Origin of the sequence: Schaalia sp. lx-100 (assembly GCF_021083625.1) — a bacterium.
GTDB lineage: Bacteria > Actinomycetota > Actinomycetes > Actinomycetales > Actinomycetaceae > Pauljensenia.
This window is the reverse complement of sequence record NZ_JAJNRP010000003.1, coordinates 205845-231374: the sequence shown is the minus strand read 5'-3', so window position 1 is coordinate 231374 and position 25530 is coordinate 205845. Positions and strand designations below refer to the sequence as shown.

Annotated in this window: 22 protein-coding genes and 1 tRNA gene; 10 read left to right on the top strand and 13 right to left on the bottom strand. The window is 46.5% G+C overall.

Annotation, left to right across the window (positions count from 1 at the left end):
* Positions 1–8: 8 nt before the first annotated feature.
* The 4 genes from LRP54_RS03775 to glgA form a co-directional block, all read right to left on the bottom strand.
* Positions 9–905 (bottom strand): SPFH domain-containing protein, encoded by an 897-nt coding sequence (locus LRP54_RS03775; RefSeq protein ID WP_231235023.1) that lies wholly within the window; start codon positions 903–905, stop codon positions 9–11.
* 258 nt (positions 906–1163) lie between these two features.
* On the bottom strand, positions 1164–1595 hold the full coding sequence (locus LRP54_RS03770; RefSeq protein ID WP_231235022.1) for an NfeD family protein: 432 nt from the start codon (positions 1593–1595) through the stop codon (positions 1164–1166).
* Between the two features lie 21 nt (positions 1596–1616).
* Entirely contained in the window at positions 1617–2411 is a 795-nt protein-coding gene (locus LRP54_RS03765) for an ABC transporter ATP-binding protein (RefSeq protein ID WP_231235017.1), read from the bottom strand.
* Positions 2412–2452: 41 nt separating this feature from the next.
* Entirely contained in the window at positions 2453–3676 is a 1224-nt protein-coding gene (gene glgA, locus LRP54_RS03760) for a glycogen synthase (RefSeq protein WP_231235015.1), read from the bottom strand.
* A gap of 292 nt (positions 3677–3968) precedes the next feature.
* Between glgA and LRP54_RS03755 the strand changes: the two genes are divergently transcribed.
* From LRP54_RS03755 to LRP54_RS03720, 8 genes are all read left to right on the top strand, one after another.
* Positions 3969–5207: a glucose-1-phosphate adenylyltransferase gene (locus tag LRP54_RS03755; RefSeq protein WP_231205871.1), complete on the top strand. Its 1239-nt coding sequence runs from the start codon at positions 3969–3971 to the stop codon at positions 5205–5207.
* Positions 5207–6082, top strand: a complete 876-nt coding sequence (gene serB, locus LRP54_RS03750; RefSeq protein ID WP_442984591.1) for a phosphoserine phosphatase SerB — start codon at positions 5207–5209, stop codon at positions 6080–6082. The genes LRP54_RS03755 and serB overlap by 1 nt, the downstream gene beginning before the upstream one ends.
* A 430-nt stretch (positions 6083–6512) precedes the next feature.
* Entirely contained in the window at positions 6513–8378 is a 1866-nt protein-coding gene (locus tag LRP54_RS03745) for an acyltransferase family protein (RefSeq protein ID WP_231235013.1), read from the top strand.
* 219 nt (positions 8379–8597) lie between these two features.
* Entirely contained in the window at positions 8598–9050 is a 453-nt protein-coding gene (locus tag LRP54_RS03740; RefSeq protein WP_231205873.1) for a Dps family protein, read from the top strand.
* Between the two features lie 367 nt (positions 9051–9417).
* Positions 9418–10110 (top strand): hypothetical protein, encoded by a 693-nt coding sequence (locus LRP54_RS03735; protein ID WP_231235012.1) that lies wholly within the window; start codon positions 9418–9420, stop codon positions 10108–10110.
* Between the two features lie 102 nt (positions 10111–10212).
* Positions 10213–11193: a peptidoglycan-binding domain-containing protein gene (locus LRP54_RS03730; protein ID WP_231235011.1), complete on the top strand. Its 981-nt coding sequence runs from the start codon at positions 10213–10215 to the stop codon at positions 11191–11193.
* Complete coding sequence (locus LRP54_RS03725; protein WP_231235009.1) at positions 11184–11918, top strand: ABC transporter ATP-binding protein; 735 nt, start codon at positions 11184–11186, stop codon at positions 11916–11918. Before LRP54_RS03730 ends, LRP54_RS03725 begins: the two co-directional genes overlap by 10 nt.
* Positions 11915–13018 carry a hypothetical protein gene (locus LRP54_RS03720; protein ID WP_231235008.1) on the top strand — a complete coding sequence of 368 codons (1104 nt, stop codon included), beginning with the start codon at positions 11915–11917 and terminating at the stop codon, positions 13016–13018. The genes LRP54_RS03725 and LRP54_RS03720 overlap by 4 nt, the downstream gene beginning before the upstream one ends.
* A gap of 44 nt (positions 13019–13062) precedes the next feature.
* Here LRP54_RS03720 and LRP54_RS03715 read toward each other — a convergent pair whose 3' ends face one another.
* The 6 genes from LRP54_RS03715 to LRP54_RS03690 all read right to left on the bottom strand — a co-directional run bounded on the left by LRP54_RS03715 (position 13063) and on the right by LRP54_RS03690 (position 21254).
* A complete protein-coding gene (locus LRP54_RS03715) occupies positions 13063–14172 on the bottom strand; it encodes a sialidase family protein (RefSeq protein WP_231235007.1) in 1110 nt (369 codons plus the stop codon).
* Between the two features lie 125 nt (positions 14173–14297).
* Positions 14298–14774 carry a LacI family DNA-binding transcriptional regulator gene (locus LRP54_RS03710; RefSeq protein WP_231235006.1) on the bottom strand — a complete coding sequence of 159 codons (477 nt, stop codon included), beginning with the start codon at positions 14772–14774 and terminating at the stop codon, positions 14298–14300.
* A gap of 436 nt (positions 14775–15210) precedes the next feature.
* Positions 15211–17508, bottom strand: a complete 2298-nt coding sequence (locus tag LRP54_RS03705) for a DUF7933 domain-containing protein (RefSeq protein WP_231235005.1) — start codon at positions 17506–17508, stop codon at positions 15211–15213.
* A 496-nt stretch (positions 17509–18004) separates the two neighbouring features.
* Positions 18005–19129: an ABC transporter permease gene (locus LRP54_RS03700; RefSeq protein WP_231235004.1), complete on the bottom strand. Its 1125-nt coding sequence runs from the start codon at positions 19127–19129 to the stop codon at positions 18005–18007.
* 155 nt (positions 19130–19284) lie between these two features.
* Positions 19285–20427, bottom strand: coding sequence for a peptidoglycan-binding domain-containing protein (locus tag LRP54_RS03695; RefSeq protein WP_231235003.1), 1143 nt, complete (start codon positions 20425–20427; stop codon positions 19285–19287).
* 89 nt (positions 20428–20516) lie between these two features.
* Positions 20517–21254, bottom strand: coding sequence for a hypothetical protein (locus LRP54_RS03690; protein WP_231235001.1), 738 nt, complete (start codon positions 21252–21254; stop codon positions 20517–20519).
* 871 nt (positions 21255–22125) lie between these two features.
* On the opposite strand from LRP54_RS03690, the gene LRP54_RS03685 reads away from it, so the two are divergent.
* Together LRP54_RS03685 and LRP54_RS03680 are read left to right on the top strand one after the other, a co-directional pair.
* Positions 22126–22779 carry a hypothetical protein gene (locus LRP54_RS03685; RefSeq protein WP_231234999.1) on the top strand — a complete coding sequence of 218 codons (654 nt, stop codon included), beginning with the start codon at positions 22126–22128 and terminating at the stop codon, positions 22777–22779.
* A gap of 342 nt (positions 22780–23121) precedes the next feature.
* Positions 23122–23194 (top strand) — tRNA-Ala (locus LRP54_RS03680).
* Positions 23195–23326: 132 nt separating this feature from the next.
* Here LRP54_RS03680 and LRP54_RS03675 read toward each other — a convergent pair.
* The 3 genes from LRP54_RS03675 to nadD form a co-directional block, all read right to left on the bottom strand.
* Positions 23327–24100 (bottom strand): histidine phosphatase family protein, encoded by a 774-nt coding sequence (locus LRP54_RS03675; RefSeq protein WP_231234998.1) that lies wholly within the window; start codon positions 24098–24100, stop codon positions 23327–23329.
* 66 nt (positions 24101–24166) lie between these two features.
* Positions 24167–24595 (bottom strand): ribosome silencing factor, encoded by a 429-nt coding sequence (gene rsfS / locus LRP54_RS03670; RefSeq protein ID WP_231234997.1) that lies wholly within the window; start codon positions 24593–24595, stop codon positions 24167–24169.
* A 278-nt stretch (positions 24596–24873) separates the two neighbouring features.
* Positions 24874–25503 (bottom strand): nicotinate-nucleotide adenylyltransferase, encoded by a 630-nt coding sequence (gene nadD / locus LRP54_RS03665; protein WP_231204548.1) that lies wholly within the window; start codon positions 25501–25503, stop codon positions 24874–24876.
* Positions 25504–25530 lie beyond the last annotated feature (27 nt).

The window sequence follows — 25530 nt, the reverse complement described above, 5'->3', positions numbered from 1 at the left end:
ACAATGTTTTACTTCTGAGAACCAAATCCTCGTGACACAGCATCTAAAGCCGCTGTGAGTTCTGTAGGAACCACCCAAATCTTTGAGGATTCACCTTGCGCGATTTCTGGAAGCATCTGTAAATACTGATAGCTCAGTAGCTCAGGTGTGGGATTTCCTGAGTGGATTGCTTCAAATACGGTATGAATTGCACGAGCTTCACCGTCGGCTCGCGTCACGGCTGCTTGCGCTTCACCTTCAGCACGCAAAATAGCGGATTGTTTTTCACCTTCTGCCTGCAAAATCTCTGATTGACGCACGCCCTCTGCGGTAAGAATTGCTGCTCGTTTGTCGCGTTCAGCACGCAGTTGCTGTTCCATGGCTTGCTGGATTGAGGGAGGAGGGTCAATAGCTTTCAGTTCGACACGATTCACACGAATACCCCAGCGACCTGTGGCATCATCAAGTACTCCACGTAGTTGACCGTTGATTTGGTCGCGTGAAGTCAAAGTAGCTTCAAGGTCAAGAGATCCGATCACATTGCGTAGTGTTGTGACTGTTAATTGTTCAATAGCTTGAATGTAGTTCGCGATCTCATAGGTGGCATGCATTGGGTCATTTACTTGGTAGTAGATAACCGAGTCAATAGAAACCACGACGTTATCAGCAGTAATCACGGGTTGAGGTGGGAAGCTGGTGACTTGTTCACGCAGGTCTACCCTACTTGCAATACGGTCAATAAATGGAACGACCACATGTAGACCTGCAAATCGCACGGAATGAAATTTCCCCAGTCGTTCCACAACAAGTGCGCGGGATTGTGGGACTACTTGGATTGCTCGCGCAACTACAAGACACACCATGAAAGCAAGCAGAATAAAGACAATAATAGGCCCGCCCGAGGATGTAAAAAGGTGTGTGAGCATCTGAAATATCTCCATTATCAGTCCTTTATCAGTCCTTCCCTAACAGCACGTTGCCTTGCAGCACCATCGGTCGGCTCACGTGCAGCACCTACCCACAATAGCGATTTTCTACGGCAGTGTCTGCATAAACGTGTAGGTGTGGATTATTCCCTTGACACGTACAGATATCTTCACGGCGTATTTGCAATATTTCGTTTCTCATAAATACGAGTGAGCACCGGGGATACAGCCACACTTTCATTCCAAGGAAAGTCCTACTTACGCACGGACGGCAGAAACTACTGCTGTCGCCCCCTCAATACTGACAACATAGGCGACGGTATCTGGCATAAGAGGTATATCGTCATTGGTGCGAGCGCTCCATATACTTCCTGCAAGGAATACACGCCCATTGCTATGGTCAACGCGCTCATGAACACGTACCTCTTGTCCTACAAGCCCGTGGACATTCATACGTACCCGCGGCGTATGACGATCAAGGTATTTGCGTGCCCACGGGCGAATGAGCACAAGTAAAAGAGTTGAAGCAGCACAAAAAATCAGGATCTGTCCCCACACGGGTGCGCCAAGAAAAGCAGCACTAGCCGTCGCACAAGCGGCAACAGCAAGCATCAGGCATGTGAAGTCAAGAGTAAGTAGCTCAATAATGCCTAAGATAAGCGCTCCGAGTGACCACAAGAGCCATTCCATATTTGCCTCCTCAACGCACGTTCACAGAATTTGAGGAAGTGCCCGCGCCCACCAGCGTCCTTCGGTACATCCAACACTCAACGGCAAAGAATAGGCGTGAGATAAAGTCACACCATTCAGCACATCGCCTATAGGACCTGCAGCAAGGATCTTTCCTTCCGCCATCACCAGTGCGTGAGTCATAGCTGCAGGTATTTCCTCTACCTGGTGGGTAATCATCAAGATTTGAGGCGCGTGTTCTCCTTCGATGATTTCTGTCAAGGCGTTCACAAGGATTTCACGTCCTCCTAAATCCAACCCCGCTCCAGGCTCATCAAGAATTAAGACCTCCGGATCTGTCATAAGTGAGCGGGCTAAAAGGCAGCGCTGACGCTCTCCTTCAGAAAGAGTACCGAAAGGCTGATCTGCGACATGGCTTATGACGAAAGCATTCAGCAGGAGATCTGCACGTTCGTTGTCGCATTCTTCGTATGTATTTTTCCAGCTTTCATGTAGTCCCCACGCTGCAGCGCGTACGACATCGCGCGTACTCACAGTAGGACGAATACGTTGAGCTACTGTTTGAGAGGAAAATCCAAGAGAAGCTGATAAAAGTGCGTGTTCTGTTGTCGCACAATCCATGCCGCATGCTGTCACTTGCCCTGCTTGTGGTATTTCCCGACCGGTCACGGTACGTACAAGAGAGGTTTTCCCCGCACCATTGGGACCAAGGATCACCCAATGTTCGCCGGCGTGGGTTTGCCACGTTACAGAGTCAAGAATAGTTTTTCCTGCGTATGTTAATGTCACGTCACGGACATCAAGTAAGGTCTGCATGTGCCCAGCCTATCGGTTTCTTGGGACGTTAGCCCTGTCTTTCATACGAGTGTGCGATACAGTTCCGCCGTGCGTTGGCCAATTGCTTCCCAAGCAAAGAAATCACGTACACGTTGGTGCCCAGCTTGTCCCATGCGACGCGCTAGTTCCGGATCTTCCAGTAGATACGTGAGGCGTTCAGCCATATCCGCTTCAAAGGTTTCAGGTTGCAGTGGAGTTCCTGTGCCGTCTTGCATTTGTTCGATAGGAATCAGATAGCCTGTTTCCCCATCAACGATGACATCTGGGATACCGCCTGTGCATGTTCCGACAACTGGAAGTCCCAAAGCCATCGCTTCAAGGTTAACAATCCCTAGTGGCTCGTACACAGATGGTGTGATAAAGACATCTGCCGCATCGAGGACACACGCTAATTCTTTTTGAGGGAGCATCCGTGTAATAAGTACGACACCGCTTCTTTCAGACTGTAATTGCGCCACAAGCGCATCAACTTCTGCTGCGATTTCAGGGGTGTCAGGCGCTCCCGCACACAGGATAATTTGCGTATCTGGTGGTAGTAGTCGTGCCGCACGTAAGAAATACGGTAGGCCTTTTTGACGGGTAATACGACCAACAAAAACTACCGTCGGCCGGCTCGGATCAATACCGTTGTCTTTGAGGACTCGTTCTTGTAATTCTTTTCCTTCCTCACCTTGAGGAGTATGCCAAACAGCTAGGTCAATGCCGTTATGAATGACATGCACTTTTTGTGGGTCGATAGTGGGATAGCAGCGCAGAATATCCTTTTTCATTCCATGGGATACGGCAACGATGGCCTGAGCTGTTTCGTAGGCGCCCCGCTCAATCCACGACGATAAACGGTACCCGCCTCCCAGTTGTTCAGCTTTCCATGGTCGTAGGGGTTCTAATGAGTGAGCGGAAATCACGTGCGGCACGTCATGAAGTAAAGCTGACATATGGCCTGCATGATTGGCGTACCAAGTATGTGAATGAACGAGGTCTGTCCCTGCGGTGTGCTCTGCCATTGCAAGGTTGATCCCCATAGTACTTAAAGCAGGGTTAGCTTGACTTAATTCAGCAATCGCATCGTAGCCGCTCACACCCGTTTCGCTGCCGTCTTTTCCGGGCAGACGTGGACCGTCAAAGCAATGTACTCTCAGGTCCTCTATATGTGCGCGTAAAACTTTCGAAAGCTCATATACGTGTACACCAGCACCGCCATAAATATGCGGTGGGTACTCACGAGTCAGTAGATCAACACGCATAATGAACTTTCCTTTCTCTGTATAACCAACTCTCAGCCTATCGGGTGAATGATATTTTTGTGGGCAAGCCGACTCACTACTTCTTTCTTTGATGCTGATATTGAGGTCTTTTAAGGACGAAAGGACTAAGTATTTCTTTTGCTGCTCAAACGCGCGCGCGTTTGTCTTTCCATTAATAAAGCCAGATCACGCGGGAAGCAGATAGTGAAGGCGGATCATTTGATGTGCCGCTATTTTTATTTTTATCGGTCATTCGCCCCCAAAATTTTCTTTTGCCCCATACGCTAGAGGTATGGCGAAAAAACATGTACTTGCTATTGTCCTTGCTGGTGGTGAAGGAAAGCGGCTTATGCCGTTAACTGAGGATCGCGCAAAACCCGCAGTTCCTTTCGGTGGACACTACCGGCTCATTGATTTTGCTTTATCGAATATGGTCAATTCGGGCTACATGAAAGTGGTCGTTTTAACCCAATATAAATCCCACTCTTTAGACCGTCATGTTACAAAGACATGGTACATGTCGCCTCTGTTGGGAAATTTCGTTGCTCCTGTTCCTGCTCAGCAACGTCGCGGCCCGCACTGGTATCTTGGCAGCGCAGACGCAATTTACCAGTCCCTCAATATTGTTGAGGATGAACGCCCTGATTACATTGTCATCATCGGAGCGGACAATATTTACCGCATGGATTTTTCGCAAATGGTGGAGCATCATATTGCTTCAGGTCTGCCGTGCACTGTTGCCGGTATTCGCCAGCCCATCGAGCTTGCCCCTGCGTTAGGTGTTATTGATGCGCAGGACGGCGTTGTACGGAATTTTTTTGAAAAACCTGCACATGCTGAAGGCTTAGCTGACGATCCAACGAAGGTTCTTGCCTCTATGGGAAATTATGTTTTCACTACGCAAGACCTTGTGGCTGCTTTACGTGAAGATGCCGCAGATCCGGCCTCAAAACATGATATGGGCGGAAATATTGTCCCTTGGTTCGTTGAGCGCGGTGCATGCGGTGTGTACGACTTCATTGACAATGATGTTCCCGGCTCCACTGACCGTGATCGTAACTATTGGCGTGATGTTGGTACTCTTGACGCTTATTATGAGGCAAATATGGACCTCATTAGTGTCCATCCTGTCTTTAACTTGTATAACACGGACTGGCCGACGATGACTCAGCTAGAGGGTTCCCTTCCTCCAGCAAAATTCGTCTATGGTGAAGAGCATTCACGTATGGGTCATGCTGTTGATTCTTTCGTCTCCCCTGGGGCAATTATTTCCGGGGGCGAGGTTTATCATTCCATCGTTTCACCGTGGGTCTACGTACATTCGTGGGCGCAGGTCACCGATTCTGTCATCATGCATCATTCGCGTATTGGCCGTCACGCCATTGTTGCTAAAGCAATTTTGGATAAGGGTGTCATTGTTGAAGAAGGCGCTGTTGTGGGCGTGGATCTTGAACATGATCGTGCTCGCGGATACACGGTCACCGAGTCAGGTATCACTGTTGTCCCTAAAGGAACTATTGTCACTCGGTGATGAGTCAACGTTTTCTGTATATTTCACGCAAACCTACGCATATCCACCCCCCTCAGGGGTGGATTGTGCGTCCGGTGGCCGGAGTTAATTTACCTGGCTCCGATACGTGGTATGGCCTTATCTGCGAGTCGCCTATTTTAGAAGGTGCGCTACCTGCCAAGTCCATGTTTTCTTGGATGCAGGCGCATAGTGATGAGCCACTTGATCCTCAATCGAGTGTTTTCATGGTTCCCGAGACTTTACATAAGGGTCCTGATTTTATTGTCACGGATGTGGATTCCACACTGATTTGTGAAGAAGTCATTGAAGAACTTGCTCGTTGGGCAGGAACGTATGAGGAAGTGGCACGTATTACCGCAGAAGCGATGAATGGTGAACGTGATTTCGCCCAGTCTTTGCGTGCCCGTGTGGCTACACTTGCTGGCATTTCACATTCTGTTTTTCATGATGTCCTTGAGCATATTCATCCGAGGCCTGGGGCGCAGCTTCTCATTGATGAAGCCCATCATCATGGCGCGTCTTTCGCTGTTGTTTCGGGTGGTTTTACCGAAGTTGTTGCTCCCTTGTGTGAACGTATGGGTATTGACTATTGGATTGCCAATCGTTTAGAGGTTGCAAATGGATACCTTACGGGACGTGTTGTAGGCGAAATTGTTACTGCAGATGTCAAGGTACGTATGATGCAGCAGTGGGCCGCACAGCAGGGAATCCCCATAAATCACGTTCTTGCTGTGGGCGATGGCGCAAATGACATTCCCATGTTGTCACATGCAGGTTTAGGTGTGGCTTTTTGCGCTAAGCCAACAGTTCAGGACCAAGTCCATGCGCATATTAATTATCCTCGTCTGGATATTTTGACAGCTTTGTGGGCTTAGCCTCCGGTCTGCGTTCCTGTTTCGTATGTCTTTTCTCGGATGAGGCACTCAAATATTCACACCTACATCCACACCTATGTGCCCCCGTATGTGACATAGATAAAATTCCCACGCCATTACTGAAAATACACGGTAAAAAATCTGGAAATTTCCTGCATTTTCATACCTAAAGACACGCGAGGGAATAATGTTTTTCTGCTCACTTTCTTCACATATGGTACATAAAAATTTCAACAGAAATAAAGGAAAAATAAAAGATATCGCCCCTTTTATTCGGCCTATCAGGTCCTCATCACACATACTTGGTCATGCAGCCTGTGATTGAGCACGTACCCTAGAGGGAGAAAGACCGTTACATGCTGAACGCACTCATGCGCGAAAGAGAGAGAAATGCGCATCAAGTACACGAACGATCATTTGGAGGCAGGGAATGGCTCCCCCGCACACACACGTTGATCGTATTTTCGGACTTGATGGCCTGCGCGCATGTGCAGTCATCGCTGTTTTGGTCTATCACGTTATTCCCACCAAAGCTCCTGGCGGATTTGTTGGAGTGGATTTATTCTTTGTTATCAGTGGATTTCTTATTACGTATCTTCTGCTCAAAGAAAAAAAACACACAGGTCGTATAGATTTCGCTGGTTTTTACCTTCGACGTATCCGCAGACTTTTACCTGCCGCTTTCCTTGTTATCACTTGTGCGGGTCTACTTGCCACTTGCATTGGTGGGGATATCACTGTTGGTGCTTTGCGTTCAATGATTTCCGTTTTCACTCTGTCAGCGAACTGGGTGATGTTGATATCAGGCAGTGATTATTTCGCTCATACTCAAACGGGACTTTTTGATCATTTTTGGTCCCTTGCAATAGAAGAACAGTTCTACCTCATATGGCCATTTATTCTGTTTTTCCTTGTCAAAAGACGCCCAAACACGCAGCTATTCATTGTGAGCATACTTGCAGCACTCAGTGCATCTAGCGCTTTATTTCTTGAAAAATATGGCGTGAGTTCTCAGGCTTATCTTGCGACACCTTCACATTCGACCGGTCTTTTGCTGGGATCTTTGCTTAGTATCGGATATTTTCACTATGCACCCAAACGCAACCTTACGACGTCTTTTTTCTCTTGTATTTCTCTGATCTTAGGAATACTTGGTTTCGCTTTTTCTTTGACTACGAGCCTGACACTCCATGCTGGACATCAAATGCTTGTCACACTTTTCGGCTCAGTATCAGGTCTTTTCCTTATTCTTGGATGTCTGCTCGCACCCTCATGGATTCCCCGTGTCATTGATATCGCTCCCCTGCGCTGGATCGGTGAACGTTCATATGGGTTATATCTTTGGCATTTGCCTTTTATTGTGATTGCCGATGCCACCTATAGCGCTATTCCTGGTTTCACACGTTTTTATGGTCGCATCTGCGCCATCATATGCGTCTTGTGTGCAACTGTCCTCAGTTATCGCTACGTTGAACAACCCATTAGAAAAAAAGGGTTCACAGCTTTCTTTTCGCACTCATTACGCGCACGACTCAGTGCAGGCATGGGTTTACTTTTAGTTGCCGTTGCGACCATACTGTTTTACATTGCGCCAGAGTCAACATCGGTTGAACGTATGCTTACCTCCGCTCAATCATGTAATTCTTGCGAAGGGGACTCACAATCCCAAGAGCAAGAAAGCGAGCCGTCAACAGAAAATTCATCTGTCACTATGGGACAGCCACCTGTCAATGAACCTGTTGAAGTACCACACCTGCCTGAGTTACAAGATAAAACTCAATCTGAACCCGAAAAGCCACTGATACCGGATGATTACCAAAATGCATCAATCTATGCTGTTGGCGATTCTGTCATGTTGGCTTCAATTTCTGCTCTGTATGAAACATTTCCACATATCACAGTTGATGCACTCACCAGTCGCCAGCTTGTTGACGGGCCGGCTTTGGTTACTGATTTTCTGTCCGCACATCCTGAAACACAAATTGTCATTGTGGGGCTTGGAGTAAATGGTGTGGGTGACGCTCAGACTTTACGTGAAGTTGTTGAAGCGTGTGCGCAGCGTACTGTTGTTATCATGTCAGTGTCGGCACCAGTAGCATGGGAAGAACGTGTAAATTCTGAGATCCGTCAAGTTGTCTCAGAGTTCCCCAATGCCTTGCTTGCAGATTGGCAATCCGCTGCCATTGCTCATCCGGAACAGATCGCAGCAGATGGGATTCATCCAAGCCCTGCAGGTGGACAGTATTATGCGCAGGCAATTATTGACGCTTTAGAAGCGTATAAAAATAACAGCTAAGAGCAACAGTGTAAGGCAGGCATCTATGCCTGAAATTTTTATGGAAAAATTTTTCTGTTTATCTCTGAGTCACCACATTTACCTGCCTTACTTTTCACCCGAGATTCACATAATTGCTTCATCAGACATAAAATAGGAAAGTAAACAGAAGATCGGGTTGATACCTCATGATTCGTTCTGCTGATTTATGAGGCCGTATATCCTAGGAGATTGATGAATATGACGCTCACTTCACCCGTAGTATCCAAAGCCCTCCAACAAGCACTTGTGGATCTGACTGATCTTTCTTTGCTTGGTAAGCAGGCTCATTGGAACATCATTGGCTCTCATTTCCGTTCTCTGCACCTTGCTCTGGATGAAATCGTTGACGAAGTTCGTAATGCGGCTGATGAAGTAGCAGAACGAATGGCCGCTCTTGACGAGGCCCCTGATGCTCGTGCAGCGACTGTGGCTCAGCAGTCTGGGTTGAAGCAATTTGAAGCTGGTAAGCTTCAGGTTGCTGATGTGTATGCACAGTTTGAAGAACTTTTAATGGGAGTTTCAGATCGTATCAAAGCAACTCTTGATGCAGTTGACGAAGAAGATCATTTGAGCGCTGACCTGCTGATCGGTATTGCATCCGGCTTAGAAAAGCAGGCATGGATGCTCCGCATGGCTGCTCAGGAGAGCTGATTTACTGCCGCTATTATCTAGCTGGGAGGTGCACATGTGCACCTCCCACTTTTTGTATATTGATAGGACAAATGTGAGAATAAATATCAAATAATGAAACAATCTCTTGTAACGCGGATCACTTCATAGTATCTTTGTCCTAGAGGGGTTTTTCTTTACGTATTCCCTCTATTTTCTCCCACATGACAGGATTCAATGATGAAGAAAAAACTACTGGCACGATAACAATCCGCATTTACAGAAAAAATACGGACAGTGGAAAAGCTCTGAAAACTCGTACATAGAACGCCCTAAAAATACCTTTGATGGAGGCGGTGGCGCTCAAGAACGTTAGTTCACCCCTCAATCATCCGTAAAGGAAATTTACATGCGTCGGGAAATACCTGTATTGTCTGCTGTTTTACTGTCATTCATTCTGTTGACAGGGTGCTCAAACCCTCAAGAATCCCCATACCGCACCGATTTTGAACGCGCTCGGGATGTCAATGAAAGCCAGTACGTCAAACAGGTGTTTTCCCACGCGATTGATAATGGCACAATCTCCACTACCGACTATAAAGAATCACGACAAAAACTTGCATCCTGCTATAAGGCCGCCGGTATTGAGTTTTCTGAATATATGGATGACCTTGGCCTCGGTCTGATACAGTTTGGTTTCTCTGAAATGAGTGCCGAAAAAGAAGATGCACTTGAGCACTGCGATCAGCAATTTGACGGTAAAACGACCGGAATCAGTGAAGCATATCGAAATCAAATCATCAATCCACGTAAAGAAGACATGGATAAACTCATTGCCGAATGTTTCGTCCGCAAAGGACTGGTCAGCGCAGGATTTAGCGCACAAGACTACCGAGACTTCATTGCCGCTAATTCAGCACAATGTCTTAACGGTGTATGCACCCTCCCTGATGGCACCACATACAATTCTTCAGATAACCCACCAACCCCCAACCACCTGACAGGTGATTTCATACTTCCAGGCGGCAAAAGTAGCCAGACACCAGAAGGTCAAGCCTGCACAAGTGCACCTCTCTTAGGAATTGACAACCCTCAAAAATAATTCACCCACCGCTTATTTGATTCACACACGAAGGAACGTCAATTGTTTGGCAAGCAACTACATAAAAACACCTATTGGCGTCTATTCCTTATTCTCGCTATAGTGACATTTGCATTAGGGAGCACTATCGGTGCAGGTATCATGACATACAGTACGCGAACTGCTCTCACTCCCCCATCTACACAGGAACAATCAATACCCGTAAGCGCTGAAACATTTGATGACCAACGCTCATTCCCCCTCCAAGTCCCAGAACGGACAAAGTGGATAGCAACCTCACCCATTGAAGGCATCATACGTTCCAGTTCATGCCTTCCCGCTAGCCCGCTTCATTCAGGACAGGTCGCATTTACCATTGATGATTCACCTGTGATTGCCCTGCACCTTGAACAGCCACCCTACCGTGATTTCACGCCAGGGATGAAAGGCGACGATGTACAGCAACTTCAAAGCGAACTTGCACGTTTAGGCTTCTTTTCAGAGTCACCAAATGGAATATTTGGTCCCGCCACCGTTCAAGCGCTGAACTCTTTGAAGAAAAAAGCTGGGCTTGATCCCCGCTCCTCTGAGCTGAGTTTGAGTGAAATTATTTGGATTCCTTCCACAGAAGTCACGCCTGAGTCATGTGACGTACACATAGGAACAAAAGTAACGACCGATCAAGCACTCTTTACCCTCTTAACCCTACCCGCAAGCGTCACCGTGTCGCTCCCTCACGATATTCTCGCAGGAGAACGGGAAGCCCTCGCAGGTGATACCGCAACAATTATTCCCTCCGATGGTGTTATCAGCGATCAGACTTTCATTCAGGCTTTATATAAACTCTCCCAGTTTTCCCAAACATTGCCTGAAGGCAAACAAATTTCAATTCCCACACGCCTAGTCACTCCGATTTCTTCATACCGTGTACCTCCCAGTGCGCTCTACGAGATAACAGGTGAAAAAGCCTGCCTTATATCTGATCAGATACCCACCCAAGTCCAAATCATTGGCTCATCCTACGGAAATACGATAGTCGTATCTGATAATCCTCTGGGGAGTATTACTCTTTCACCTGACTCTAAGGCCGCCTCATGCTCCTAGAAGCACACGCCCTTGGACATTCCTTTGACGGACAGCATGAACTTTTTTCCGACCTGTCATTCAGATTCACTGCAGGTGACATGGTCGCCGTTATTGGCCCTTCCGGTAGTGGAAAATCCACATTACTCAGCATATTAGCGGGATGGTTATCCCCAACGCGCGGTCACATCACCCGCGAAGGCATCGACTCGATTTCCTGGGTATTCCAAAATCCACTCGGAATCAAGAATCGCAGCGCCATTGACCATGTCTGCCTCCCGTTATTAGCGAAAGGCTTTACTCGACGCGAAGCCTATCCGCGCGCTTTAGAAACACTCGCCATCTTTGGCTTAGAGCACTTAGCGGATAAACGATTTTCAGAATTATCTGGTGGAGAAGCACAACGCCTCATGCTCGCCAAAGCGCATATGAAAGCACCCGATCTCCTCCTCGTTGATGAGCCGACCGCTCAATTAGACCGAACGTTAGCTGCCTCAGTAAATAAAGTCTTATCGCATATTGCATCAACACACACCATTGTGATCGTCGCTACCCATGATAGCGACACGCACAAAGCATGCCATTCGGTTCTTGACCTCGGAAAATTCGCATCACCACAGCAAAAAATTTCATCTTCCGCTCAGACTATTCACGATGCTCATGACCAAATAGCACCCACGTTTTCCCTTCAATCTCAAGGAAAGCAGGACACAGCTACAACAACTGATCGGCAGGAATACCTATGATGCGTTTTTCCTCCATTATCTCTGAAGCATGGCGTAATACAATCAGCGGAACATCTCGCCTTCTCATGACCGCTAGCATATTGACTGTCTTAATTGGCGGATTAGCATTAGTACACGTTATTACTATCGGAAATGTTTTACGCGATACGTACCAGTGGAGAAACGCTGGAGCCTCAATCCATATTCTGAATGTCCCCGGAGGCATCAATGGAAAACTGTGCGAGTCACTATCCCGCATTGAAGGTATTCATGCTTCTGGAGCGCTTCGTTCAGGTCCTACACTCACACTGGCACAGCTTCCACAAAACCCCATGTCCTCGCTCGAAGTATCACCAGGGATGGAAAAAGTACTGCACGTAGAAGCGCCTCACCCACAAACCCGTGGCGGCGGCATGTGGGTGTCAAGCGATCTTGCCGCGCTACTTTCTGACGATGCCTCCCCTTCATCGCTTATCTTGCATACTGATTCAGATACGTCAGCTCCTAATATTGTGCCTGTCTCAGGAATATTCCCACAGGTAGAAGACGGGCGCGCACCTATATTTGCCCGTAACATCGTGATACCAGTGGCAGCTCATGGATTATTTGATGCCTGCTGGGCTGAAATCTGGCCAGAATCCTCCGCTTTAGAACAGTTATTGACTTATGCAGTGGTAAACGGACAAGAGGATTCAGCTCAAGCAGAAACTCAACTTTTTAATACATCACAGGGTCAGCATTTCGATGTCACCAAGCGGCTTGGCCCCTTACCTTTCTGGTTCTACACCGCCGCTGCGATATGTTTTGCTCAGATCATTGGGATAGCTTTTTCGTGGAGCCGCAGACTAGAGGGAGCTTCAGCTTTACATGCTGGTGTTGATCGTTTGTCGTTTGTCATCCAATTGACCGTGGAATATGGGTTCGCAGCCCTACTGTCGTGGACAGTACTGTTACCGATCTTGTTCTTCACGTCAACGGTTTTAGGAATTATCCAATGGAACCTATGGGGCAGCGGCATACTGATTGTGAGCGCCAGTTACCTGTGTGGGGCGTTAGGCGTTATTTTAGGGGCATTGCGTATTCAAGAAAACCAACTTTTCGCCCTTTTTAAAGCGCGATAATATCGACTACTCACGTACAGGATTCGCAGGTAATCACTTTCTACTCAGTTAGCATTTACTGCGGGTGGATGAGCATATCCTGGGGTTCCTTTACGAGGTTCCCATGAGGGCACGCTCAGCGGCTGTTCATGTGAGGTGGCAGGAAAAGCGCACAAAGCACGCAGTTCATTCACATCAAATGTGGCATATACGATCCGCTGATAGTTGTCCGCTTCCCACACCATAGCGCATGTATCTGAATCAAGTGCTGTCATTACAGAATATGCCGTCGCACCGCAATCAACGAGGATAGGAAGGCTCCACGTCTGACCTTCGTCTTCCGAAAGATGTAAGGATAAGCGTGCGCGCCCTCCACTATCAGCGCATATGGATGCAATGAGCGTATTTCCCACACAAATCAATCCCCCATTACATCCAGGTTCAATCAGCGCAGGAACAGGATGAGGCTGAGTAAATGTGCGGCCGTTATCCTCTGAAATAGCTTGACGACGATAAGGCGTATCTCGCGCATGCAGGAGGAGTTTTCCAGAGGGAGTGACCACTACTTTGTTTTCATCACAGCAAGGACCAATCGGCTCTCCCATATGCCATGTCTGCCCGTGGTCAGATGAATGTGCGCAGATTGCATAGTTTTCGCCGTCTATACGAGCAACAAAAGTTTGAAAAATCGTGCCATCTGGAGCAACTGCACCGTTTCCGGATGAGCAAAACATGCCAGCAACATATTCGGGACGTAGGTAGCTCATATCCCGATGGTTCCATGTATTCCCGTGATCTGTTGAGGAGGCCAGCCATAGTTCAAGGCCTTCTCCCCCTTTTTCTGCGGTAAAGTACGATTTTCCTTGTGAACCTACATACCAGCACATCACAGTATCTGTATGCGGGTCATATATAAGCGAGGCGTCACCAAAACCGTGTCCTGGCGTATGTGCACGTAAAGGACGTGCAGGTGACCAGGTCTGTCCGCGGTCATCAGATGTACGCAACGCGATATCAAAATCTGCAGGTAAATCTCGCCAATCAGAACGCACATCATAGGCAACAAGGATACGTCCCGTATTGGTCACTGTCAGAGCAGGTATGCGGTACAGAGGCTGAGGGAAAGCGGAAAGAGGGAAAGGATCTGAAAATTGAGCAAGCGTTGTCCATTGCATGTTTTTATTCTCCATAACTGCGTGATCGCGCTGAGTGATGCCACACGGGGAAAGTAGGTAAAACATTCACCACAGTAGCTTCAGAGTTTTGATTTATTTCCTGCTGATTGACATGAGTAGCAAATTCATGGGTCGCTGTTTCTTTTGGTGATTCTGCAGCAATAATTATTCAGAATAGAGCCAACAGAGCGAGGCCCTGACGTTGTTTCGCAAATAACACCGGCTAACTGGATATCACTGATGACTGCGCGAATAAAATCAGTGTCTTCATCTTCTGCACCAGTCTGGAAAATAGGGATTAACAAATAGTCACATTTATCCGCTTCGATTATGGCTGTGGTCGGTACGGTATATACAGCAGGCACGAAAGGATCTTGAGGTAATTGCGCCATACTGAGGGCGATGGCCCGCGATCTTTCTTCTTTTAATGAACTAGTAGCAGCATTGGGAATGTAGTTGAGGTGGCGGGCCGCTTCTTGTACCCGTTCAATCGTTGCTGGAGCGACCTTTACTTCAGGACCACGAGCATTCACAATGAGGGAAACAGTCGATGGTGCCACACCGGCGATACGTACACCATCGGCACGAGTAGCACGGGGCATAAAGGCTCCTCGAACTTATTCACAAACACGGATTACCTTCACCATAGTTTGTATAAAAGACTTTTGCAGTAAGTTCATAAACTATATCGTGTGACTTCATAAGACTGTGAACCATGAAGTTGTCCCGCCCCTATGATGAGAAAAACTCTCATCTTTTATCACCTGCCCCATAGGTGCGGTATTTTCAACTATTCGTACACAGATATTTATTCACGTATGTATCCCTCACGGCAAGAGATTGACACGGTATTACACAGCTCAGATCCTCGGGCGTTTCCTTCTATTTCCTCACATTCGGCCTTGCATATCACCCCTAAAAGTTGTGAACGCATATGAAAATCACCTTTCGTGCCATGCGAGTACTTACATGCCATGTTGAGGAGGAAAAAAGATCTGCAGTTTTCTTCCTCAACATGGCATGATGCATCTCAGTGTTTTATTGAGCGGTTTTACCGCGGCATTGTGCGAGAAAGACAAGTCCTCCACCACATATAAGCAACGCGATTGTACTCACCTGATAAAAGAGAATACCCGTACCCGTTTGAGCAAGATAAGTATGTGAATGGGCATGTTCTTGAGTAGTGTGGGTCGCTTTTTCGTTTGCTTTTCTTTGTTCCTCAGCTACAGATTCGCCCTCAGGCTTTTCTTGTGTGCCTATAACTGTTGGCGTATATATTGAAGTTGCCTCTGTAGCGAACATATCTGTGAAAACCACGCGGGCAGGTTCTGGTGTACCTGTAAAGTCATAATGAGGGATAAAAGTGACTTTCCCACGTACCGGATCAAATAAATATGTCCCTATTTCTTTATCGTGACGCTTTGCTGGCACAGTGAGCGCAAATGAGCCATCAGCCTGCTTGAAACCTGATTTTTTAGGGTCGAGTTTTTGTCCTGGTCGCAAATTCACAGGATTTAAGGATTTACTTTCTTGTGTTTCACCTTGTTTACCTGAACTTTGATTTTCTACACCTGTTAAAGGTAATTTCCCTACGGTAACTGTAGCCGTTGATCGTAGTTCAGCTCCCATCGAGTCCTCATACATATAAGGAGCGACAGCTCCCCCGTCCTCCATCGTCACATAGCCTTCAGCAGGGGTGAAAATAATTTTCTTTTTCTGGGGATCGTAAACAAAAGTTCCTTTCCCAGGGACATCGAATGTATTCCCTAAGTGTCGGCCTTCTTTGCTCACAAAAGTAAAATGCGGGTCATCTGGAATATGTGTTTTCAGTTCATCGGGTAAGTGCTCAGAGGGCTGAAAATTCACGAAAGGATCAATGGTCTTTGGTGTTACATATTCTGTTCTGTCCACCTCTGGTTCATCAGTCGGCGCAAATGCGCGCACGTTACTACTTTCGTGTTTTTCTTTTTCGAGAGGTGTCACAAGGTTATCAACGCCGTTCGTATGATCGCCTGTAGTTGTTATATGCACTTTGAAAGCAATAGTGCATGATTTCATTCCTTGAGCAAGATCAGCTGTCAAACGTGGGGAACTCTCAGAAATTGTTGTTTCACCTAGCGCGGCATCTGGAGTTCCTGTTGTTGTGACAGCAATATTGCGACAGGTACTGGATGATTCAATAGGATTTTCGGGCACAATTTTCATTCCCGAGGCAAGCATGTCAATGACTGATATTCCCTCTTTACTTTCCATGTCTGCTGTATTTGTGATTGTCAGAGTCACAACTGCTTGCCCACCTACAGGAATGAGAGCAGGTGACATAGTTTTTTTGATAGAGGGAGTTGTGTCGTATACGTAGATATCATCAAATGCTGAATCGTTACCTGCAACAGTGAGAGTATGATTCAAAACTCCGAAATGGTAGGTTCCTTCGGGCATATCACGTGTGTGGAAACCAATTTCAGCACGTCCCAGTTTAGCCTGAAGCGTTCTCGATACCTTGTAGTCGGTTATTTCTTGCTCGGTCATTACATCCATAGGCCGCATTTCTTTTATAGCAGTTAATGAGCACAGATCAACCGATCTGGTTGTTTTCCCTATTCGACCGTCACTGCTTTCAACGCGCAGAGCAACATGTGGATGGTATTGTGCTTGGCAGCTACTGACCGCATAGTTCAATACGCCTTTGTAGTAGCGTCCTTTTGTGAAGGGCATACCTTGTTTGAGTCGTACCATGAAAGGGGGTTTTCCATTACTTGGCAGCCAAAAAGAACCTCGATCTTTTTCAGTTGGACGACGTGTGAGCCTACCATGCTCATCAAGCGCATTGTCGTAGAAAGCTGCTGTATAACCGGTATCTGTAAGAGATGACAAGGAAAAGTTTGCGGTCCCATCTGCGTGACTTGATGTTTTTCCTGTGAGTTCAACAGCAAATTTTCCCAGAGCACGGGTCATAAATTGCACCTGAGCTGCAGAACCCGTAATAAGACATTCTTTAGTTGCCCATCCAAGTGGTGCTCGTGGAGGGAGGCCAATATATCCAGACCATCCTTCTTCTTTGACGGGAATTTGAGAACCAGAGACAATAATTCCGTCACAGTTTCCCCTCCATTGATCCCATGCTTGAGCTGCCGTATATGGAGAGTCTGGAGAATTTATTAAATAGGGGGCCGTATTATTCGGATTCGGAGGAGTAAAATCTGTTCCTCCAATCAGTCGTGGTTGCAAAAGATCATGGTCCTCGTCTGCTGCATAACTTGAAGCTGGGCACAAGGCCACCGCTCCAATACTCGCAGCGAAAGCCACTATTATCACTTGATGAAATCTAAAAGACATGAAACCTCAGATCCTTAAAATGTAAAATGCCTCAGATTTATAAACCTTTTATCTAGCAAAAGATTTAATTGCACATTACATCAGATTTATCGCAATAAATAGGGGGAAAATTAATATTCCACTTTAATTTTTAGATAAAATAAATATCATCACAGATCATGAATATAAACAATATATAAATTACATATTGGTCACAATATTTTTATATCAGCACGCCACACTATAAAGAGTTACATGTTATTATTCAGTCATTTAACGAGCACTCTAGTTTTTAGTGTTAATTGCACAGAATTCAATATAAACAATATTTATAACTATTAATTTAAGCTCAAATGAAAATTACATTTCACAACATATACCACACATAATAATGCGTAGATATTCAAAATTTCCAAACCTGCACCAAAACTTAAATAAATATTCAGGAATCAAAAGGTATATTGCGAATTTTCAGAAGATTTCCTAATGAAGATTATTAAAAATCAGATTCATTAATCTATGGGACACGGAGTTCACACAGCGGATCGCGATTAGCCGCCCACAGCGCGGGAATAATAGCAAGTACCGTGCTAGCGACAGCTATCAAAATGATGACTGCGCTCATAAAGTCAATGGGCGGACTCAGATGTTCAAAGAAAGCCATTGCCATCATGCTGACAATTGCTCCTACGCCTGCCCCCAGACTGGTAAGAAGGCCAACTTGTCCCAACATAAGCCCCAGAATCATCAAACGACTTGCTCCCAACGCTCGACGACGCCCCAAGTCTTTACGTCGCAAAAGAACAAGCGCCCCGATCATAAGCATGGTCGCTCCAGCTCCTGCACCAAGAACACTGATAATAAGGATACGGTGCGATGCAGCGAGTTTCCCATCAATGGCAGCACGCAAATCCACATAGGCTTGAGATGTTTCGATTGCATATTCTTCGTTACTGAGATCCCGCAGTTCACCACGTACAAGATCTGTCAGCAAAGGAACCTGGTCAGGACTATATGTTGACAGGTAAATAACCGACAAAGTATCAACGTGATCTATTGGAACAAGAATAGTGGGAGTAAGTTTTTCTAAGTGTTCAGGCAAAACGACGCTGCCGATGATATTAACATCAATACCGTCATTAACCACACGCGCTCCCCCACCTTGAGGCGGCAAAGCAAGCACATCGTAAGCGTCTTGAGTGGCAAAACCTACCAAAGAATCTGCTAGTTGAGTATTTTGTGAATCAATACCCATAATGTTGTGTGCGCGTTCCATAAGTTCACGCCCAAGCTGCCCATAGACCAAGCGCAATGCAGCACGCTTACCACCATTGAAAGATACATTGGCAACATCTACAGTTTGACTAAAACCCACTGCGCTTTCCACAATGTCTACACGTTCTAATGAATCGAGGATACGGCTTGGTATGCCTCCATTCATTTGCGTGGAATACACCGACACCGATCGTGTACCTACCTGATCTACAGTGGACAAAACTGCGGACTGCGCAGCAGCAGATACTCCAGCCGTTCCCAATACCACACCCACCGACACAGCTGAAATAATCGCCACCACAGCAGAGATTAATCCTTGGGAACGACATGTCACCAGTACTTCACGAATAAATATCCAGACACCCATGCACCTGCTCCTCAAGTGAAGGGAAGATTATTTTCCTCATTCACAGTTCTCACTGCCACCGTCAGATTCACAGCTTGTATCCCATTCGACACCTTCTTCACTGCTGTGCGGGTATGCGTATTCCACACTGAGCCTCCCCAAAAAAAATGCCGTGATTATTTCTCAGATTGGGAACTCAAATCCTCTGATTGGGCTTCCTCTCCAAGTCCACTCTGCGGATTGAACTGTGTTCCATTTTGTTGAGGATCACCCCACAGGCGTATTTTCATTCCCACATCAATGCCATCAACAATTGCTTGTCCACCCACACTGGTCCGCACCGACACCGGATATTGTGTACCAGCCACATCGACAACAACAGTCCTGCCCTGCGCGTCAACACGTATTGCAGTAAGAGGAATTTGAGCGCCTTCTTCCTCAGGAACTAATATAACGTTCGCTGAGATTCCTTTTAGCCCTGCAACGGGAATACTTTCACACGTATCTGCACAAATACTGTCCTGCCCCAAAACAGGAGCAAGCTGCGCAAGTAATGTGTGTTCTTCAGAATTCTCAATAATCGTATCAATCACCGCATGCCACGTGTGCCCTTCATATTCCAACAGCACTTCTTGCCCCTCATGAGTAGCACGCAGCTGCCCCTCAGGTAAAGGAATCATGAAAGTCGGTGTTGAATCAAAAATTTTCACCAGTTTTGTTCCCGATTGAACTTCTGAACCCACATGCACGTCATCTTCCCAGGCAATATTCACAGGCAAAGATGGAATAAATACAACCTGCCCGACAGGAATCACACCTGTCACTTCAAGGTCATGATCCTTTTGCCATTTCTTTACGAGACCCTCAGTGATGTCACCAAACTTTCCATTAGGAACCATATCCCGCCCATACACTTCAAATAAGTAGGCCTGAAGTTGAGCGACATCCGTACCCTCAACTCCCATTCCCATGTCACGAAAAGCAGGAACTTGGCCCGGCAGGACAAAAATAGGACGCAAATCAACCGTACACAACACGTCACCTGCAGATACACTCCCCTGACGACCAGTAGGAATCGACGTCAACGTACCAGCAAACTTACCTGATACAGATGACTGGACAACCCATTCAGCTTTTGCCGCCAAACTCAGATTACGTCCCAAATGACCCTGCACGACCTGACCGATAGCATACTGGGCAGTAGGTTCCACTTTTTTGGAAGGTAGCAGCAAGGCATGAGCAGCCCACCCTACAGCAGCACATAACGCCGCAAGCACGAATAGCAGAAGCAAAAAACCCGGTGAAACTTTAGCCCGCATACGCTGATAATCCTCTCGTAACGGTCACTTATAGGGGGAAAAGCAGCGACTTTCACATATAGTCAATTATTGAGGCAGCCCTCAGATAGTTACCACGGGCAAATTTTATAAATCTCGCTTTGGGGCTTCCCTGCCCAAAAACCACTCTTGAGCAATTCAGGTATAGGAAACCACGAAACATCACCAGATATCATGTCTGCAATGTATTTTTCCCGACTGGGAAGTTCGGAAATAGTACCCCCATGCTCTGTTATGCACTGGCGAAAATTCACCAGTCTGTCATATTGAGCACTGACATACTCAGTGGTCAGCGTTGGTTTTTGCGGCCACGGTGCTGCCAAGTCTAAACATACTTTCTCATCTTTAAACTTCGCAGCTTCTTGTCCAACAGGAGGCACGTCCTCAGCAAGACTACTAAAGGGCGTATGCGGATTATCCAGCCTAGGACGAGGCCAGCCGTGCCCCTCCATGCAGTCAGCATACTTTCCAACAGCCTCTGCGAATAGTTCCTCGTATTCTTCATCAGAAGCAGCGGGAGGTAAATGTTCAGCTTTATCCCAATAGGAAACAAAATCCTGCGCCTCGCCGCTTTCTGATTGAACAGCTTCCGGCTTAAAAGCACTGAGCTCAGCAGATTCCTTGCTTTGGTGCACTTCTGAAGCACAAGCCGTGAGCGCAATAGTCGAAAGAAATACAATCCCGCACCATATAAGCTGCTTATAATTCCCCATAATTTTTCCGTGACTCATGTGTGCGACAGAAGAAGTATGCCTGATGTGACTAATCAATATCGTGAGTTCTCCTTCCGTCTCATACGATAAATTCATCACAGCATCATTACTGTGATAGCAAAACATTAAGCGACAACACAATCTTTATCAAGAGATTTTAATTAAATCCCTTTACTGTCTTAAATCGTGAGATATACGAAATATTTACCTATACTAAAACTTTATTTCACATAATTCCCTCATTGAACAACAGCATAAAATAATCTTTTGAATCACAGAGGAACGTAAGCGGAACTGCACAATCTCCATCAGTGCCGACATAATCTCATATAAGCATAAAATGGCACGAATTTTTTTCAAACTCTTGACTTTACAAAGTATTGGTCTTATGCTCAAGAAGTCGGATATCCGATTGTGCGCTACTCATCATGACTGATACATGCATCAAGTCATCTCTTTTTACTCATCCATCACAAAGGAGCGATGGCATGGAAACATCCATCAATTATTACCAACCGATAAGCATTACCAGGAACAAGCACATATTTCTTGCTTCAGTGCTGATAACACTATTTATGCTCATCACCCCAAGCATCTCACATGCTGCCAGCGAAGATACAAGCGCAACATATTATAAATCACTGACTATTTTTACAAAGGTTCGACATCATAACGTTGGTTCAATGTCTTGGGAAAATCAAGGAGGAAATACCGGATGGAGCGACGGTAGTGTCACTAATACTTACTGCGGAGGTGCTAGAGGTGATGCGGTCGCCCTACGGTGGCCAGGAGCAAATGGAAGCCAATTCGCTGTAACTTACTTTAAACCAGTCGCTTATTCATGGAAAATGTTCCCTCTGGCTTCATACGGACCCCGCGATTTTGTCATGTCTTTCAAAATGGAAGGCACATGTGGCGCTCCTCCATATGAGCGATATCGGAGTGTATGGGGAAGGATTCAATTCTGATGCAAACGAAAACACTCAAAAACAAGGTACTTTTCACTGTTATTCTGCTGACTTTAGCGATTTTCGGAGCAAAATTTGCCGCTCAACCCATCGCCCAAGCAACTACGGGAACGCCCCTAGCGAAAAATCAGCTTATTCCTGAAACATTACGCGACATTGCACAAGATGAACTCACTGAGTTTGGCGACCAACCTTATCCAAACACCGTTGCACCAACTCGCATAGAGGATCTTCTTCCCTATGCGCACGGTGCCAAAATCTTGAGCAGTGAAGGGGAATCTGTAGTGTACAGTTCCCCCGACTCCAATCCATATACCGCTTCACTCATGCGTAGTGCAGGTATGAACCCGCAGGACGGCTCCACTGATGTCACCGTGGTCACCGAAAGTGGCGATATCGCAGTGCAAGCAGCGTTACGTTGGGAATGTGCCTGGATTTCAGAATATGTTCGAGCAGGACGAGCTGGAAACGATCAGGCTGTGCAAGAAGCACTGACACAACTAGAGCGCTTTCCCTCACTTGAGGCAATTCGTAAATACAATCCAGAGTTAGGTGCTGGTCACGCGGCTGATGTTCTTCCAAGGCTTCGTCAAGGCGATCAGGATTTTGCTCAATATTGGCTTAACGGCAGCTGCAGCGGCCTACTCCACTAAACGCAACTAAATATTCAGCAATGAATAAGTCGTGTTGCTGTGCTCCACAAAAACACACCTGCTTCTGTGGAGCACATATAAAAATCACATGTGGAATCTTTTCATCCCTCCTGCGAGTATTACGAAGGGGAAAGTCCGAGCATATGCGAGGTGCGACGGGCTGTAGGATAAGCCTGCACCTGTGCCTCTATAGAGATTTTATATGGGAGTAGCACCCTCCCAGCCTTACCATTCGATTCAATAGATGTGGTGCCCTACATACTGTGCCGATTTGTCAGGCCACTAGGTTGACCGTTATCCTTAATAGGTCGTTGCGTCAAAGTATGCAACACTTTCCCGATCGGGGCATTGGCGCAGTTGGTAGCGCGCTTCCATGGCATGGAAGAGGTCACGGGTTCGAATCCCGTATGCTCCACACATATCCCGTAATTTTGTTACAATCACGGGATTTTACGTTAGAAATTCCGTATGGCTTGCTTGAACGCCACTACAACAGAACTAAGCAACCCAAAACAAGGAAAAACTGACGCATAGCCGACATACGCACTCAACAAGCCCCCATCACTGTCTGGCCAACGCCATGCACACCTAAACGCCACGACAATCCGCCACTGGCACCTGAACCACCGCCGCCAGTCAACACAATTTCAGACCAGTGACAGTTCTCCAAACCGCGTAACCCATCAAATTCCAACGGAGATAAACCAAGGGCCACAATCAATGCGCGCACAATAGCGCTTCCATGTGATACGACAATCAAAGTTCCACCATCGGCCACGCCCCGCGCATAAGATAAAGCAGCCTGCATCATCCGCTGCCCTACACGATCTGACGCTTCAACACCCGCTTCGATACTCTCCCCTGTTTCCCGCCACTGTGCAACATATTCTGGATATTTACTCATTGCTTCTTCAAGCGTTTGCCCCTCAAATACCCCGTACGAACGTTCAATGAAGGCAGAATCTTCCAGCACATCACCTTCTAAAAGACCTTGTTCAGCAAAAACTCCAGAAATAATCTGTGCGGTTTGCGCCGCACGCAGCAACGGAGAACACACGATACGCACAGCAGGATTTCCCTCATCTGTTTCAGTGAAATTACGTTGCTTTTGACGCAGAGCTAACCATCCCGCTAATAAAGCAGAGGCAGTCTGGGCCTGCTGACATCCCACCTCATTCAAAGGCTGATTAACAATACCTTGAAAACGCCTCTGAACATTGAAATCCGTCTGCCCATGACGCAAGAAAACAATACGTTTCGCACCCACAACAGTACAAGTATCTTGTTGAATTATTCGGTGATCTGAAGATAGGTTTTTCATTTGGGTATGCGTACTCACGTTATCACTTTCTTTTGCGCACTCACATATCTGATACAAGCCATTAGCTCACATATGAAGGGCACATGTCATGCCCTTAGGGGAATAACTCGGCAAGGAAATAACGTCCCCTCGGCTCGGATCTTGCATTGAATACACCGGGCAATCTCCCCAAAGTTTTTCAAGTGCGTAGTATTCTCGTTCCTCGTCTTTCAGCACGTGAATAACAATTTCGCCATAGTCCAGCAAAACCCACGTACCTTCTGCACGCCCCTCAATATGAACGGGACGTAGATGCTCTTTTTCTGCAATAACGTCCATGATTTCTTCTGCAATTGCTTTGACTTGCCGTACAGTAGGTGCCGAAGCCACAATAAAGCCTTCTGTTAAACCTAAACGCTCAGATACATCCACCAGAACAGGATTGGTTGCAAGTTTATCGTGTGCAGCACATGCCACATGATGAGCAAGTTGAGTGGTAAAAGCAGAACAAACCATATACATCCTCTGACTAGTTGATGCACTCCTTTACGGATACTACCGGAGTACGTTAAATCAAGCAGGTTTTCCCCTCCTGCAAACGCACAGGACCTTCCTTTTACAAGGCTTCCACAATGCCTTTCTTTTACATGCAAGCAAATGTGCATAAAAATCACAAAGACATCCGCGCGCCACTTATTTCTTCATATCGCTAGAAGAATCTACCTCTGTGCTATACGTGATACATAGTTAATATACGCAATCAAATAGCAAGCAATTATCCCAGTATTCCTGTGCTATTTATTGACGTTTCGATACAAATTATACTTATTGATATATTGAACAACTCCATCAGGAACAAGGTACCACACAGGTTTACCTTGTTCTACCCGCAGCCGACAATCACTGGAAGAAATAGCCATTGCCGGCACTTCCAGCAAAGATACCGCAGAACGCGGCAACCCCGAAGCATCCAGCGTATGCCCCGGCCGTGTCACACCAACAAAATGCGCCGACTCAAATAAAGTATCCGCTTCTTTCCATTGGACTATCTGCGCCAAAGCATCAGCACCCGTAATGAAATAAAAATCAGCATCAGGATACTGCTCACGCAAATCCGTCAAAGTATCAATAGTGTATGTGGTTCCCCCACGCTCAATATCAACACGCGACACACTAAAACGAGGATTAGAAGCTGTTGCAATAACCGTCATAAGGTAGCGATGTTCAGGAGGTGTCACACGTCGGCCAGCCTTGAAAGGCTGCATAGCCGTCGGCACAAAAACAACCTCATCCAAACCGAAAACATCCATCACCTCACTCGCTGCAACTAAGTGACCATGATGAATCGGATCAAAAGTTCCACCCATGATTCCAATAGCAGGGCGCGCAGAACTTTTCTTTTGCTCACGAGGCACTGATTTCATCCCCGTAACAATACCTTGATTTACTAC